Source organism: Streptomyces sp. NPDC051576, from assembly GCF_040681835.1.
Classification (GTDB): Bacteria; Actinomycetota; Actinomycetes; order Streptomycetales; family Streptomycetaceae; genus Streptomyces.
The window spans coordinates 213,929-229,218 of the sequence record NZ_JBFAZO010000004.1; the positions used below are offsets into that span (position 1 = coordinate 213,929).

Annotated in this window: 12 protein-coding genes; 1 reads left to right on the forward strand and 11 read right to left on the reverse strand. The window is 71.3% G+C overall.

Annotation, left to right across the window (positions count from 1 at the left end):
- Positions 1 to 73: 73 nt before the first annotated feature.
- The 10 genes from AB0M63_RS14610 to rsmI form a co-directional block, all read right to left on the reverse strand.
- The gene (locus tag AB0M63_RS14610) at positions 74 to 1,876 is read right to left on the reverse strand and encodes an ABC-F family ATP-binding cassette domain-containing protein (protein WP_366019607.1); all 1,803 of its coding nucleotides are present in this window, start codon (positions 1,874 to 1,876) and stop codon (positions 74 to 76) included.
- A 71-nt stretch (positions 1,877 to 1,947) separates the two neighbouring features.
- Positions 1,948 to 2,943 carry a peptidoglycan recognition family protein gene (locus tag AB0M63_RS14615; protein WP_366019933.1) on the reverse strand — a complete coding sequence of 332 codons (996 nt, stop codon included), beginning with the start codon at positions 2,941 to 2,943 and terminating at the stop codon, positions 1,948 to 1,950.
- A gap of 261 nt (positions 2,944 to 3,204) precedes the next feature.
- Entirely contained in the window at positions 3,205 to 5,202 is a 1,998-nt protein-coding gene (locus AB0M63_RS14620) for a nitrate- and nitrite sensing domain-containing protein (RefSeq protein ID WP_355908208.1), read from the reverse strand.
- Between the two features lie 366 nt (positions 5,203 to 5,568).
- Positions 5,569 to 6,348, reverse strand: a complete 780-nt coding sequence (locus AB0M63_RS14625; protein WP_355908205.1) for an MHYT domain-containing protein — start codon at positions 6,346 to 6,348, stop codon at positions 5,569 to 5,571.
- Between the two features lie 192 nt (positions 6,349 to 6,540).
- A complete protein-coding gene (locus AB0M63_RS14630; RefSeq protein ID WP_366019609.1) occupies positions 6,541 to 7,470 on the reverse strand; it encodes a 4-(cytidine 5'-diphospho)-2-C-methyl-D-erythritol kinase in 930 nt (309 codons plus the stop codon).
- Entirely contained in the window at positions 7,471 to 8,367 is an 897-nt protein-coding gene (gene rsmA / locus AB0M63_RS14635) for a 16S rRNA (adenine(1518)-N(6)/adenine(1519)-N(6))-dimethyltransferase RsmA (protein ID WP_366019610.1), read from the reverse strand.
- A 109-nt stretch (positions 8,368 to 8,476) separates the two neighbouring features.
- Positions 8,477 to 9,781 carry a ubiquitin-like domain-containing protein gene (locus tag AB0M63_RS14640; RefSeq protein ID WP_366019611.1) on the reverse strand — a complete coding sequence of 435 codons (1,305 nt, stop codon included), beginning with the start codon at positions 9,779 to 9,781 and terminating at the stop codon, positions 8,477 to 8,479.
- Positions 9,782 to 9,899: 118 nt separating this feature from the next.
- Positions 9,900 to 10,790: a TatD family hydrolase gene (locus AB0M63_RS14645; RefSeq protein WP_355908193.1), complete on the reverse strand. Its 891-nt coding sequence runs from the start codon at positions 10,788 to 10,790 to the stop codon at positions 9,900 to 9,902.
- Between the two features lie 54 nt (positions 10,791 to 10,844).
- A complete protein-coding gene (locus AB0M63_RS14650) occupies positions 10,845 to 11,273 on the reverse strand; it encodes a hypothetical protein (RefSeq protein WP_366019612.1) in 429 nt (142 codons plus the stop codon).
- A gap of 316 nt (positions 11,274 to 11,589) precedes the next feature.
- Positions 11,590 to 12,450 (reverse strand): 16S rRNA (cytidine(1402)-2'-O)-methyltransferase, encoded by an 861-nt coding sequence (gene rsmI / locus AB0M63_RS14655; protein WP_355908188.1) that lies wholly within the window; start codon positions 12,448 to 12,450, stop codon positions 11,590 to 11,592.
- Between the two features lie 62 nt (positions 12,451 to 12,512).
- Here rsmI and AB0M63_RS14660 point away from each other — a divergent pair, with 62 nt between their 5' ends.
- A complete protein-coding gene (locus AB0M63_RS14660) occupies positions 12,513 to 14,255 on the forward strand; it encodes a phospholipid carrier-dependent glycosyltransferase (protein WP_355908185.1) in 1,743 nt (580 codons plus the stop codon).
- Positions 14,256 to 14,263: 8 nt separating this feature from the next.
- On the opposite strand, the gene AB0M63_RS14665 is transcribed toward AB0M63_RS14660, so the two are convergent.
- Complete coding sequence (locus AB0M63_RS14665) at positions 14,264 to 15,148, reverse strand: calcium-binding protein (protein ID WP_366019613.1); 885 nt, start codon at positions 15,146 to 15,148, stop codon at positions 14,264 to 14,266.
- Between the last annotated feature and the right edge of the window lie 142 nt (positions 15,149 to 15,290).

The window sequence follows — 15,290 nt, forward strand, 5'->3', positions numbered from 1 at the left end:
GCGGGCCGGTTCCCCCCTGTTCCCAAGGGAGGACCGGCCCGTGATGCCGCCGTTATGCGCCTTCACGCACCCTTCACGCGTCCTCGGCGAGTTCCAGCCACCGCATCTCCAGCTCATCCCGCTCGGTGCCCAAGTCGCGCAGCTGGGCGTCCAGTTCGGCCACCTTCGCGAAGTCCGTGGCGTTGTCGGCGATCTGGGTGTGCAGCTTGGCCTCCTTCTCGGAGACCTTGTCCAACTGCCGCTCGATCTTCTGGAGTTCCTTCTTCGCGGCGCGCTGGTCAGCGGCGCTCACGGCGGGCGCGGCCTTCTCCACGACGGGGGCCGCGGCGGCGGCCGCCTCCTCCATACGGTGGCGGCGCTCCAGGTACTCGTCGATACCGCGCGGCAGCATCCGCAGCGTGGCGTCGCCGAGGAGGGCGTACACCTTGTCGGTGGTGCGCTCGACGAAGAACCGGTCGTGCGAGATCACGATCATCGAGCCGGGCCAGCCGTCGAGGACGTCCTCCAACTGGGTCAGGGTCTCGATGTCGAGGTCGTTGGTGGGCTCGTCGAGGAAGAGGACGTTCGGCTCGTCCATGAGGAGGCGGAGGAGCTGGAGCCGGCGCCGCTCACCACCGGACAGGTCTCCGACCGGCGTCCACTGCTTCTCCTTGTTGAAGCCGAACGTCTCGCACAGCTGCCCGGCGGTCATCTCCCGCCCCTTGCCGAGGTCGACGCGCTCCCGCACCTGCTGCACGGCCTCCAACACCCGCAGGGTGGGCTTGAGTTCGGCCACCTCCTGGGAGAGGTAGGCGAGCTTCACCGTCTTTCCCACGACGACCTTGCCGGCCGCGGGCTGGGTCTCGCCGTCGCTGCGGGAGGCGTCCGCCAGGGCGCGCAGCAGGGAGGTTTTTCCGGCACCGTTGACGCCGACCAGGCCGACTCGGTCGCCGGGGCCGAGGTGCCAGGTGATGTGCTTGAGGAGCACCTTCGGGCCGGCCTGGACGGTGACGTCCTCCAGGTCGAACACGGTCCGGCCCAGGCGGGAGGAGGCGAACTTCATCAGCTCGCTGGTGTCGCGCGGGGGCGGCACGTCCGCGATCAGTTCGTTGGCGGCCTCGACGCGGAACCGCGGCTTGGACGTACGGGCGGGGGCGCCCCGGCGCAGCCAGGCCAGCTCCTTGCGGACCAGGTTCTGCCGCTTGGTCTCCTCGGTGGCGGCGATGCGCTCGCGCTCGGCGCGGGCGAAGACGTAGTCGGAGTAGCCGCCCTCGTACTCGTAGACGTCGCCCTTCTGCACGTCCCACATGCGGGTGCAGACCTGGTCCAGGAACCAGCGGTCGTGGGTCACGCAGACGAGCGCGGAGCGGCGCTCGCGCAGGTGCTGGGCGAGCCAGGCGATGCCCTCGACGTCGAGGTGGTTGGTCGGCTCGTCGAGTACGACCAGGTCCTGGTCCTCGATGAGCAGCTTCGCGAGTGCGATACGGCGCCGCTCGCCGCCGGAGAGCGGCGCGATCACGGTGTCGAGCCCCTGCGGGAAACCGGGCAGATCGAGCCCGCCGAACAGTCCGGTCAGAACATCCCGGATCTTGGCGTTGCCGGCCCACTCGTGGTCGGCCATGTCCCGGATGACCTCGTGGCGGACGGTCGCCTCGGGGTCGAGGGAGTCGTGCTGGGTGAGGACACCGAGGCGCAGTCCACCGGAGTGGGTCACGCGTCCGGTGTCGGACTCCTCCAGCTTGGCGAGCATCCGGATCAGCGTGGTCTTGCCGTCACCGTTACGGCCCACGACCCCGATCCGGTCCCCTTCGGAGACACCGAGCGAGACACCGTCAAGCAGGGCACGGGTGCCGTACACCTTGCTGACGTTCTCGACATTGACCAGGTTGACGGCCATTTCTCTCCTGACAGGGGGGACGGTCAGCCTCCCAGCGTAATGGGCGCGGGGAGGGTGACGATCCGCGCAGGTCAGCGGGTTGCCGCTGCCGTCCTGACCTCGTCGAGGAGGTCGTACATCGTCTGGCCGGGGCAGTCGGTCTGGAGCCAGTCGCGGTGGCCGCTGACTGTTTCGTTGTCCTTCTTCACGCCGTTGACCGGGTTGGTGTAGGTGATCTTCGCCTGGGGGTCGAGGCCCTTGAAGCGGGCGATGACCTTGATGAGGCGGATCAGGGAGGACTTGGCCGCGTCGGTCGGGGCCTGGGTGACGAGGTTGCCGATCAGGGCGATGCCGAGGTTGCCGGAGTTGAAGCCGGCGGTGTGGAAGGCGGTGACGAGGTTGCCGTCCGGGTCGAAGGCCGGGATCGGGTCCTCGCCGGAGTAGCGGCCCTCGTAGACGACGCCCGCCTCGTCGATGAGGAAGTGGTAGCCGATGTCGCCCCAGTCGAGGGTGACCGCGTGGTACTCGTAGATCCCGCGGACGGTCGCGGCCGGGTCCGGGTCGGCGTTCGGGGTGTCCGTGTGGTGGACCGTGATCGACTGCAACGGGTAGTACGCCTCAGGCGTGTTGACCTTGCCGTCCTTGTACCGCTTCGACTCGTCGGCGCCCCAGGCCGGGCGCGAGAGGTAGCGGACGCCGCGCACGCGGGTCGCCTCGGACGGCACGTGGAAGGTGCGGTCGGGGCCGCGGGTGCAGTCGATCGCGAGCGAGCGTACGTCCGTCGCCCCCGCCGGTGCCTTCACCTCGTAGGCCGTGGCCTCGTCGGCCGCGACGAACGCCGTTCCGCCGCCGTCCACCGTCGCGCAGCCGGTGCCGGTCCGCTGCCAGTCGCCGTCCGCGAAGCGGATCCCGGCGCCGGTGCCGTCGCCGCTCCAGCGCACGCCGACGTAGGACGCGGCGAAGGCCGTGGTGGCCGGCTCGGTGCCGGTGGCGGCGGCGGTGCGGGTGGCCGGGAAGGTCTCCGGCTTCGTGCCCGAGGGGGCGGTGGTGTCGGTGGTGGAGTCGGAGTCGGTCGCCGCGAAGACCACCGGGGTCAGGGCGGCTCCGGCCGCTACGGCTCCGGCGGCCCCTATCGCGCCGCGACGCGACAGGGACCGCTTTCTGCGGTGGGACGGCGTGGCAGAGGACGGTGTGGGGGATTCGGACACGGAAGTGACCCTTCCAGCAGTGCACTTGACGGGGCGCGCGCCCCAGCGCGCGCTTGAAGATCAAACGACCCTATCCGTCCCACCCGCCCCACCCGTACCACGATTGCGGTACATCTGTGTGGAGATGGCGCGAAGAGTGCCTCAGGCACCCGCCCCGCCCAGCCGCGGCCGCTGGATCAGGGCCGACGCGGGCGCCAACCCCCGCCCGCCCGAGGCCTGTTGCTGTTCGCCCACCGGCATGTCGTCGCGCATCAGCCCCTCGGGGATGAGCACCGCGGCCGTGACCCCGCCGCTCGGCGAGTGCCGGATCTCCACCCGCAGGCCCTGCCGTTCGCGCAGCCGGTTGACCACGAACAGGCCGATCTGCTTGGCGTCGAGGAGGTCGACCTTCTCCGACTGGATCTTGCGGTTGGCGTCGGCCAGCGCGTCCTCGTTCATGCCGAAGCCGCTGTCCTCGACCTCGATGAGGACGCCCTCGCGCATCCGCGCGGCACGCAACTGCACCTGGGTGCTGGGCGGTGAGAACGCCGTCGCGTTCTCGACGAGTTCGGCGAGCAGATGGATCACGTCGGCGACGGAACCGCCGGTCAGTGACACCTTCGGTACGGCCCAGAGCCGCACCCGGGCCGAGTTCTCGATCTCGGCGACGGCCGCGCGCAGGACGTCGGTCAGCGGGATCGGGTCCCGCCAGCCGCGGCCGGGCGCGATCCCGGACAGGATCAGCAGGCTCTCGGAGTGCCGGCGCATCCGGGTGGCCAGGTAGTCGACGCGGTACAGCTCCTGGAGTTCGGCCGGGTCCCGCTGCCTGCGCACCATCGCGTCGAGGAGGTCGAGTTGGCGGTGGAGCAGGACCTGGCTCCGGCGGGCGAGGCTGACGTAGACGCCGGAGATCCCGCTGAGGAGTTCGGCGCGTTCGGAGGCCGCCTTGAGGGCGGCGCGCTGGACGGCGGTCAACGCGGTGCCGACCTGGGCCAGTTCGTCACCGGCGAGGCGGCGCAGCGGGGCCTCGGCGTCGATGTCGACGCCCTGGCCGGCGTGCAGCCTGCGCATCGCCTGCGGGAGGCGGCGGCCCGCGACTTCGAGGGCGGAGTTGCGCAGGTCGAGGAGTTCGACGATGAGGCCGCGGCCGACGAGCACGGAGACGAGCAGCGACAGCAGCACACCGACCAGACCGAGCACGACGGCGACCCCGGAGGCGCCGAGGGTGTCCCAGCCGAACGGGTCGGCCGCGGCCGTGGCTCCCGTACCGGCCTTGGTCTCCGCCGCGTCGAGCCCGGTGAGTACGGCGCTCGCGGCGGAGTCCCAGCCGCCGAGGAAGCCGGTGGAGACGGCCGAGGTGCCGGGGCCCGCGCTGCGGACCCGGTTCTCGATCGCCTGGAGCCGGGTGTAGCCGCTGCCGTCGAGGACCGTGCGGTACGCGCGCCGGTGCTCGGCCTTGAGGTCGGCGACCGCGGGTTCGAGCAGCTCGCGCTGGGTGGCGACGGCGCCGACGAACAGCGCGTACTGCTCCTTGGTCAGCGTGCCCCCGGTGCGGGCGGCACCGAGCAGCGCCTGCTCCTGGGCGAGGGCCTCGCGGGCCCGGGACAGTTCGAGCACCACGCGGGCGTCGGAGGCGTCGGCCGCGGTCTTGTCGCCGGTGAGCGCACCGGTGACCAGGAAGCCGTGCTCGACGATCGCCGAGTAACCGCCGTACGTGTCCGTCGACTTGGCGCCCTTGGCGGTGGCGCCCGAGCGCAGCGCCGCCAGCGCGCTGACGTCGGCCTCCAGTTTGTCGATACGGCCCGGCAGCGCGGAGTCGATGAGCGCCGCGTCCGAGCTGGAGTCGTCGACGCCCGCGCGCAGCGCGGCGGCGGCCGTGTCGGTGGCCTTCGTCGCGCTCTTGAAGGCGCCCGGAGCGTCCGCATAGCGCAGGGCGGCGGTCCGCTCGCCCTGCACCGCGGTGACGAACTCGGCCACGGGGGTGAGGAGTTCGGAGTTGACGTCCTTGGCGGTCTCGGTGTCGGCGATGCTCGACGCGGTGGTCACCGCGGCGAAGCCCCACAGGGCCATCAGGGACACGATGGGCAGCATCAACAGGGCGACGATCTTCGCGCGGACCGATCTGGGGCGCAGTCGGGCCGACGTGCGGAGAACACGCATGGGAGACCTCGTTCAGGGAAGTGCGGGGTGGTTCGAACGGCTGTGGCCGCCGGGGGAGTTGGCGGGCCGGAGCCGTGAGGAGAGCCGAAGTGGGCTCAGACCGTGGCGAGTTCGATCTCGCGCAGTGATTCGGCGCCTGCGGCCCGGGGAGTCGGGGCCGGTGCCGGGTGGAGAGCCGTGGACGGCTCGGACCGTGGCGGGTCCGACGCCGCCCGGCGCGTGGTGCCGACGCCCCGGGGAGCGGGGGCGGTTGGCACCGGATCGGTCGAAACCGGTCTGGACGGCGGCTGGTTCGGGCTCGCGCGGCGGTCGGGGCCGACCGCCCGGGGCGTGGGCGACATCGTCGTGGGTACGGTCGAAGTCGGGTCAGACGGTGGCGAGTTCGACCTCGCGGAGCAGCTCCGCGGCGACGGCCGACTCGTGGTGCTTGCCCGTCGGGGAGAGGGCGACGTAGGCAGAGGCCAGGAAGAGGAAGGAGCCGAGCACCACGGCGAGCGGGAAGATGAACTCCGTGGCGGGGGCGCCGGACAGGGCCGCGCCGCTGGGTGCGAGGGCGACGCTCACGGCGTACATCCCGGTGTAGTGCATGGTGCTGACCGCGAGCCCCATGACGAGGGCGGCGATCGTGGCGAGGACGGGCCCGCGCACGATCAGGGTGAGGGTGAGCGCGGCGGTCGCGGCGACGACGGCGATCACGACGGAGGCGATGACGAGCCCGGGGTCGTATTCGATCTCGCCGTGCAGGTCGAGCGCGGCCATACCGGTGTAGTGCATGGCGGCGACACCGAGGCCGGTGCCGAGTCCGCCGAAGGCGACCGAGGTGACGCGGGAGCGGCCGTATCCGGCGGTGAAGACACCGGCGGCGACCACGCCGATGGACATCAGCAGGCTGAGGACGGTGAGCGGGACGTCGTAGCGGATGGGGGTGCCTTCGACGCTGAAGCCGAGCATGGCCACGAAGTGCATGGTCCAGATGCCGGAGCCGATGGCGACGGAGGCGAGGGTCAGCCAGTTCCGCTTGGAGGCGCCGTCCGCCTCAAGTGCTCTTACGGTGCAGCGCAGTCCGAGCGCGGCGCCGACGCAGGCCATCGCGTAGGACAGGACCGGGGTGACCCAGCCCGCACTGAAGTGATCCATGTGGCCCATGGGGAGGTTCCTCTCGGGCGTGGCGCGGCGAGACCGCGCGCGCAGGGAGTACCACCGGTAACGAGGACCGGGGTCGGCTGATCATGCCAGCCGCACCTCTGGGACAGAGGGCGCGAAAGGGGCCATGGGGACTATTGGTGAACATTAAATCAGTGTGGTTTGGATAACACTCCACACGTACATTTGTGCAGGTCAGGCGGGTGATTCATGGACCTCGCGTGAAGGTCGGTCAATCAGGGTCGCCCCCGCCGCCGGACCCGCCGCCGTACGCACCGTCCGGCACGTCCCGGAGGCCGCCAGCACCTCGGCCACCTTCGCCGCCGACTCCGGGTCGCGGGTGAGGAACGCGGTCGTCGGGCCCGAGCCGGAGACGAGCGCCGCGAGGGCGCCCGCGGCGCGGCCCGCGGCGAGGGTGTCGGCCAGTTCCGGGAAGAGCGAAAGGGCCGCCGGTTGAAGGTCGTTGGAGACGGCTAGGGCGAGCGCGTCCGGGTCGCCCTTCGCGAGCGCGGCCAACAGCGCCTGGGAGGCCACCGGTTCGGGGATGTCGGTGCCCTCGCCCAGCCGGTCGAACTCCCGGAACACCGCCGGTGTCGACAGCCCCCGCTCGGCCATCGCGAACACCCAGTGGAAGGTGCCCCCGACCTCCAGGGCCGTGAGCCGCTCCCCCCGCCCGACGCCCAGTGCCGCCCCACCTACCAGGCTGAACGGCACATCGCTGCCCAACTCGGCGCAGATGTCGAGGAGTTCGGCCCGCGAGGCACCGGTGCCCCACAACGCGTCGCACGCCACCAGCGCACCCGCGCCGTCCGCACTGCCGCCCGCCATGCCCCCGGCGACGGGGATGTCCTTGTCGATGTGGAGGTGCACCGCGGGGTCGCGACCGTACCGCTCGGCCAACGCTACGGCCGCCCGCGCCGCCAAGTTGCTTCGGTCCAGCGGCACTTGGGCCGCGTCCGGGCCCGCGCAGGTGACCCGGAGCTCGTCGGCCGGGGTCACGGTGACCTCGTCGTACAGGCCCACCGCGAGGAAGACGTTGGCCAGGTCGTGGAAGCCGTCGGGGCGCGCGGCGCCCACCGCGAGCTGGACGTTGACCTTGGCGGGGACGCGGACCGTCACGCTCACTTACTCGGACTCCTTGTGCTCAGCCTTGTGTTCGGCGGCTTCAGCCTTGTGTTCGGCGATGCGCGCGAACTCCTCGACCGTCAGCGACTCCCCGCGCGCCTGCGGCGACACCCCGGCCGCCACCAGCGCAGCCTCGGCCGCCGCCGCCGATCCCGCCCAGCCGGCCAGCGCGGCCCGCAGCGTCTTGCGGCGCTGCGCGAAGGCCGCGTCGACCACGGCGAACACCTCGCGCCGGTCGGCGGTGGTCTTCAACGGCTCGGCCCTGCGGGTGAGCGCCACCAGTCCGCTGTCCACGTTCGGCGCGGGCCAGAAGACGGTACGGCCGATGGAACCGGCCCGCTTGACCTCGGCGTACCAGTTCGCCTTCACGGACGGGACGCCGTACACCTTCGAACCGGGCGGCGCGGCCAGCCGGTCGGCGACCTCCGCCTGGACCATCACCAGGGTGCGCTCGATGCTCGGGAAGTGCTCCAGCATGTGCAGCAGGACCGGTACGGCCACGTTGTACGGCAGGTTGGCGACCAGCGCGGTCGGGGGCGGGCCCGGCAACTCGGTCACCTGCATCGCGTCGGAGTGCACCAGCGCGAAACGCTCGGCCCGCTGGGGCATGCGGGCGGCCACCGTCGCCGGCAGCGCGCCGGCGAGGGTGTCGTCGATCTCCACGGCTGTGACGCGGTCGGCTACTTCCAGCAGCGCGAGGGTGAGCGAGCCGAGGCCCGGGCCTACCTCCACGACCACGTCGTCGTCGCGGACGTCTGCGGTGCGGACGATGCGGCGGACGGTGTTGGCGTCGATGACGAAGTTCTGGCCGCGTTGCTTTGTGGGGCGGACGTTCAGGGCTGCCGCTAGTTCACGGACTTCGGCGGGGCCCAGGAGGGCGTCGGGGTTGCTGCTCACGGGACTAAGGGTACGGGGCCGGATTTCAGGTGCGGGTCCGCTGTAGCTGGGTGCGCCCACGCGGCGGAGCCGCATATCGACACAGCCCCGCGCCCCTAGGGCATCCAGGTCAGCCGTGTAGTCGCGTCCCGCAGTGCGGCCATGGGCTCGACCCCCGTCGTACGTACAGCCTCTTCGCCCGGAACGTCTGTTCCTCCGCGCTCGCGTCCTGGGGACGGCCCGTGCCGCCGAGGCTGTGCCAGGTGTGGGTGTCGAACTGGTAGAGGCCGCCGTAGGTGCCGGAGGGGTCGACCGCGCCCGGGCGGCCGCCGGACTCGCAGGTCGCCAGGCCGTGCCAGTTGAGGTGGTCGGCGCCCTGTACCGAGGTCGGCCTGGGTTTTGTGCCGACCTTGACTAGCTCGGAGCGGGGTTCGCGCACCAGTCGGTCGTCGACCCGGCGAGGCTTCTCCTTGACGCCGTTGACCGTGCGCAGGGCGTAGGTGACCCGGCGCAGGCCGGGCTGTCCGGGGCGTTCGACGACCTCCGTGCCCTTGAAGAGGGTGGGGTCGTCGGTGCGTTCCACCTTGAAGGGGATGGCCTCCTCGCGGACCTCACGGGTACCGGTGACCCGCAGCACGGTGATCGTCTGGCCGTCGCGCGGGAAGCTGTCCGCCGGGACCGAGGTGGTGTCCTCGCCGTGCAGACCGATCCCGGCCTCCTCGACCACCTCGCCGACCGTGGCCGCGTTGGTGCGGATCGTGCGGGCGCGGCCGTCGGCCATGATCGTGACGGAACGCTCGGTGCGCACGTCGAGCGCGAGCCCGGCACGGCCGATGGGCTGGGAGCGCGAGGTCGACACGTACGCGCCCTCCGCACGCACCCCGAGCTGTTCGAGCGCCCCGTCGACCGTGCGCGCCGTGGTCCACACCTCGCGCCGGTGCCCGTCGATGGTGAGCCGCACCGGGCGGCCGTAGCGGACCGCGACCTCGTCGCCGCTGGCGAGGGGCGCGTCCCGGCCGGGTGCCACCACGTCGTGCGCGCCGACGTCCACGCCCTGCTGGGCGAGGAGTTCGGTGACGTCGTCGGCGAAGGTGTGCAGGGTGCGCGGTTTGCCGTCGACGCTCAGCTCGATCGCCTTGTCCTTGGCGACGAACGCGGTGGTGCCGCCGGCGAGGAACGCGACGACCAGCGCCTGCGGCACCAGCCGCCGCATGCCGGCGCCCGTCGGGCCCGGGCGCTCGGCTCTGCGTCTGCGCTCCGCCCGGCCCGGCGCGGGGCTCACCGCCTGGCGCGGGAACACGGGCTCCGTCGCCTCGTAGGCGGGCCGGTAGGTGTCCTCGTAGCCACCGCCGTAGAAATCGGCGCGCAGGCCGCGGTCGTACGTCTCGTACGTTTCGTAGGGCTCGTACGTCTCGTAGGTCTCGGAGTTGCTCACGCGACACGCTCCAGAGGGCCAGAGGGGTCCGGATCGGGCCACCAGAACCTAGCGGAGCGACTGTCACTCTCCAAAGCGGCGCGGCTACTCAGAGTTGTGTTCGGGTGGTTCGGGTGCCTCAGTACGCGAACGCTCGGGCCGTGTTGGCGGCGATCGCCGACGCCAGCGCGTCCTCGTCGAGGTCCCGGACCGCTGCCATCGCCCGGACCGTGACCGGAACGAGATAGGGGGCGTTGGGCCGTCCGCGGTACGGGGCGGGGGTCAGGAAGGGGGCGTCCGTCTCCACCAGGACCAGTTCGAGGGGGGCCACGGCGAGCGCCTCCCGCAGGTTCTGGGCGTTCTTGAAGGTGACGGTGCCGGCGAAGGACATGAAGTACCCGGCGCTGGCGCAGAGTTCGGCCATCTCGGCGTCGCCGGAGTAGCAGTGGAAGACGGTCCGCTCGGGGGCGCCCTCCTCCTTGAGGACCCGCAGGACGTCGGCGTGGGCGTCGCGGTCGTGGATGACCAGGGCCTTGCCGTGCCGCTTGGCGATCTCGATGTGCGCGCGGAACGACTGCTCCTGCGCCGCCTTGCCCTCGGGCCCGGTGCGGAAGTAGTCGAGGCCGGTCTCGCCGACGCCCTTGACCTGCGGGAGCCCGGCCAGCCGGTCGATCTCGGCGAGTGCCTCGTCCAGGGCGGCTTGCCCTCCTGGCACGCGCGCCCCCTGCCGGGACCAGCCGTCGGGGTCGCCGTGGACTATGCGCGGGGCCTCGTTCGGGTGCAGGGCGACCGTCGCGTGGACGGCCTCGTGGCGGGCGGCCGTCTCGGCGGCCCAGCGGGAGCCCTTCAGGTCGCAGCCGACCTGTACGACCGTGGTGACACCGACGGACGCGGCCTTCGCGAGCGCCTCCTCCACCGTGCCGGACTGCATGTCGAGGTGGGTGTGGGAGTCGGCGACGGGCACCCGGAGGGGTTCCGGGAGCGGCGGCGCCGCGTTCTTCTCGACGGTCTTCTCACTGGAGGCAGGCATGCCCCGATCCTACGAAAGGGGCATGCCCACCCGGTCGTCGGAGCCGGTCCGGCTCTAGCTCGCCTTGCGGTGGTGGAAGGGGTGCAGGAGATCGGACAGGTGCCAGTGGTGTTCCCTGGGCTCCGGCAGCGGGGTCACGGAGTCGTCCGCCGCACCGTCCTCCTCCGTCGCCGCCGCCCGGGCCCTCGGCGCCTGGTACTGCCGCTGCGCCGCGTCCCGCACCGACGACACCTGGCCCGCCCGCATGATGCGCACGACATGCCCGTCACAGTTGAGGCACGCGGGACGGCTCAGGGGCGACGGCACGACCTGGCCGTCCGCCACGTACATCACGAACTGGTGGCCGTCGTTGTCGACGTGGTGCTCTATCTCGTACGACTGCTCCCAGCCGTGCCCGCACCGCATGCAGGCGAAGGAGTACGACTCGTTCACCACGGCGGTCGCACCGCCACGGAGGCCGGTCTGCCCTGCGATCTCACTCATGCCAGCTCCTGCTTGCTGTCCGCTGGACAAGCGCCTCCGGCGAGGGGTTCCCCCCGGAATCCCGTTGGAGGCGAGGGACGGGTGCGTCCCTTCATCCAGTGGACGCCTCCGGCAGGGCGAACGCATCAGTCCTGTCGACTGTTGGAGGCGATTTGGACTTTCCTTGTCGAATCGCCCCGGCGACCCGGTCGGGACTTTGCATTCGGCGACCCCGCTTTGCTCCGCCATGGGGCGCACGCTCATGGGAGGAGCGCCCTGCTCAGAAGGGGTTTCCGCCCAGCTCAGAAGGGATTTCGCGGACGCTCGGAGCGCACGCTCAGAGGGGTTTTTGCGCACTCTTCGCCGCCACCACGGCATCGAACACCTCGCGCTTGGGAACGCCCGCCTCCACCGCGACCGCGGCGATCGCTTCCTTTCGCCGCTCCCCCGCCTCCTCGCGCACCCGCACCCGCCGAACCAGTTCGTCGGCGCCGAGTTCCTCGGTCTTCTCCGGCGCCCCTTCCACCACGACGGTGATCTCCCCGCGCACACCCTCGGCCGCCCACTCGGCCAGCTCTCCGACCGGGCCGCGCTTGATCTCCTCATACGTCTTGGTCAGCTCCCGGCAGACGGCGGCCCGCCGCTCGGCGCCGAACACCTCGGCCATCGCGGCGAGGGTGTCGTCGAGCCGGTGCGGCGCCTCGAAGTAGACGAGGGTCCGCCGCTCGGCCGCCACCTCGCGCAGCCGCGACAGCCGCTCGCCGGCCTTCCTCGGCAGGAACCCCTCGAAGCAGAACCGGTCCACCGGCAGCCCCGACAGCGCGAGCGCGGTGAGCACGGCGGACGGTCCCGGTACGGCGGTCACCTTGATGTCCCGCTCCACGGCGGCGGCGACCAGCCGGTACCCCGGGTCCGACACCGACGGCATCCCGGCGTCGGTCACCAGCAGCACCCGCGCCCCGCCGAGCAGGGCCTCGACCAGCTCGGGCGTCCGCGCGGCCTCGTTGCCCTCGAAGTACGACACGACGCGCCCCTTGGGCTGCACCCCGAGCGCCTGCGTCAGCCGCCGCAGCCGCCGCGTGTCCTCGGCGGCGACGACATCGGCCCCCGCCAACTCCTCGGCGAGCCGCGGCGGGGCGTCCGCGATGTCGCCGATGGGAGTGCCGGCAAGGACCAGAGTTCCGGGAGCAACTGTCACGTTTCCATCCTCTCAGGAGCAAGGAACGGGACTCACACAGATGGGTTCCCTACGATGGCGCGGTGACCAGTACCGCGTCCTCCACGGACACCCTGCAAGGGCAGGCCCCGCAAGACCAGCGGCCGTCGTGGCAGCAGCGGCTGCGCCGATTCGGATATTCGGCGGGGCCCAGAGGCGACGTACGCGACCGGCTGGTGCCGGCGTACGCGGAGCCCAGCCCCCGGCTGTGGTCGGCGCTCGGCCTCTCCCCGACGCTCACCGACCGCATCACCCGCTGGTCGGCATGGGGCGGCCCGCTGCTGGTCACACTGCTGGCGGGCGCGCTGCGCTTCTACCACCTGGGCAGCCCCAAGGCGGTGATATTCGACGAGACGTACTACGCCAAGGACGCGTGGGCCCTCGTCCACCACGGCTTCGAGGTCAACTGGGACAAGAACGCCAACGACCTGATCCTCCAGCACAACGGTCACATCGCCATCCCGTCGGACGCGGCCTACGTCGTGCACCCGCCGGTCGGCAAGTACGTCATCGGCCTCGGCGAGCTGATCTTCGGCTTCAACCCGTTCGGCTGGCGCTTCATGACGGCGCTGCTCGGCACGCTGGCCGTCCTGATGCTGTGCCGGATCGGCCGCCGCCTGTTCCGCTCCACGTTCCTGGGCTGTGTGGCGGGCGTCCTGATGTCGCTCGACGGCCTGGCCTTCGTGATGGCCCGCACCTCGCTGCTCGACGGCGTGCTGATGTTCTTCGTGGTGGGCGCGTTCGGCTGCCTGCTGATCGACAGGGACCGGGCCAGAGCGAAACTAGCGGCAGCACTCCCGGTCGACGCCGACGGCCGGGTCCGCCCCGACGCGCACACCGCCGACACCCTGTTCCTCGGCTGGCGCCCCTGGCGCTGGCTTGCGGGCCTGATGCTCGGCCTCGCGATCGGCACCAAGTGGAACGGCCTCTACATCATGGCCGCCTTCCTCGTGATGACCCTGCTGTGGGACGTCGGCGCCCGCAAGGTCGCGGGCGCCCGCAACGCGTACGTGGCGGTCCTGAAGTACGACCTCGGTCTCGCCTTCGTCGCCACGGTCCCGGTGGCCGTCACGGTCTACCTCACGTCCTGGATCGGCTGGATCGTCTCGCCGACCAACGGCAAGGGCGGCTACTTCCGCAACTGGGCGGCGACCGACGGCAAGGGCGGCTTCTGGAGCCACTTCCTGCCGGACTGGGTGCGCAGCCTGTGGCACTACGAGCACGAGGTCTACGAGTTCAACGTCGGCCTGCACTCGCCGCACACGTACATGTCCAACCCCTGGAGCTGGCTCGTCGACGGCCGCCCGGTCTCGTACTTCTACGAGTCCCCCTCCCCCGGCTCGGACGGCTGCCCGGTGAACGCCGGCGAGAAGTGCGCCCGCGAGGTCCTCGCCATCGGCACCCCGATGCTGTGGTGGGCGGCCTGCTTCGCGCTCCTGTACGTCCTGTGGCGCTGGGCGTTCCGCCGCGACTGGCGCGCGGGCGCGATCGCCTGCGGCGTCGCGGCCGGCTACCTCCCCTGGTTCCTGTACCAGGACCGCACGATCTTCTTCTTCTACTCCATCGTCTTCCTCCCCTTCCTCTGCCTCGCCGTCGCGATGCTGATCGGCGCGATCATCGGCCCACCGGGTTCCAGCGACACCCGCCGGGTGACGGGCGCGGTCGGCGCGGGCGTCCTCGTCCTCCTGATCACCTGGAACTTCATCTACTTCTGGCCGCTGTACACGGGCACGGCCCTGCCGATCGACCAGTGGCGGTCACGGATGTGGCTGGACACCTGGGTCTAGCGAGGCCGTCAGTCCTGGTGGACGACGTCATCGGCGGGCCCGCCGTCCAGCTTGTCCGTGCCGGGTCCGCCGTACAGCTTGTCCTTGCCCCCGTCGAACCGGCCGCCGTCGGGGTTGTCGCCCCACAGCATGTCGTCGCCGCTGTTGCCGTGGAGGACGTCGTCACCGATGCCGCCGTACAGCCGGTCGTCGCCCGGGCCGCCGTAGATCGTGTCGTCGCCCTGTTCGCCATGCAGGCCCTCGTCGCCGGCGCCGCCGTAGAGGATGTCGTCGCCCGGGCCGCCGTCGGCGCCGCCACCGCCGTCGACGTGGATCGTGTCGTCGCCCTTGCCGCCCGAGGCGTCCGCGCCACCGCTCACCGTGAGGGTGTCGTCGCCGTTGTCGCCCCAGACGACCTGGGCCGCTTGAGCGGGGCCGGTCCAGGTGTCCTTGCCCGCGCCCAGGCGTACCTCGTTGTAGCCGAAGGTGGAGGAGGCGTGATTGTGGATGACGGCGGAGTCGTTGGCGTCGCCGAGGCTCATGTGGAATGACGGGACAGGGTCCGTCGTCATCTCGTCGATCACGGCCGTGCAGGCGACCTTGGTGTGGTCCTTGGGGTCGGGATAGACGCAGCCGGGCGCCACCGCGTTGATCCGGACCACGTCGTCGATCACATAGCGCAGGGTCATCCCGCCGTCGTCCAACGCCGTCTCGGTGACGACCACATGGTTGGCCTGGTGACGGCCGGCCGTGTACTGGACCGTTTGGCCGCCCCCTCTGGCAACGGCGGGCGGCCCGTCGAGAGCCCCGGACTCCGCCCGAATCCCGATCCGCACGGCGACACCGATCGCGAGCAGCACCACCAGCACCACCCCCGCGCCGAGCGCCCGCTTGCCGGTGAGTCGAAAGAGCATGGTGCTACCCCCATAGGCCGTCACGGAATGCGGCGGCTCAGACGACTCCCGGTCGGCGTCACCGGTTGCCCGGTCCCGCCGAGGGTTCACCCGGCGTTCACGTATGTGGCCATGTTTGGGGGTCAGATTCAGACACCTGATC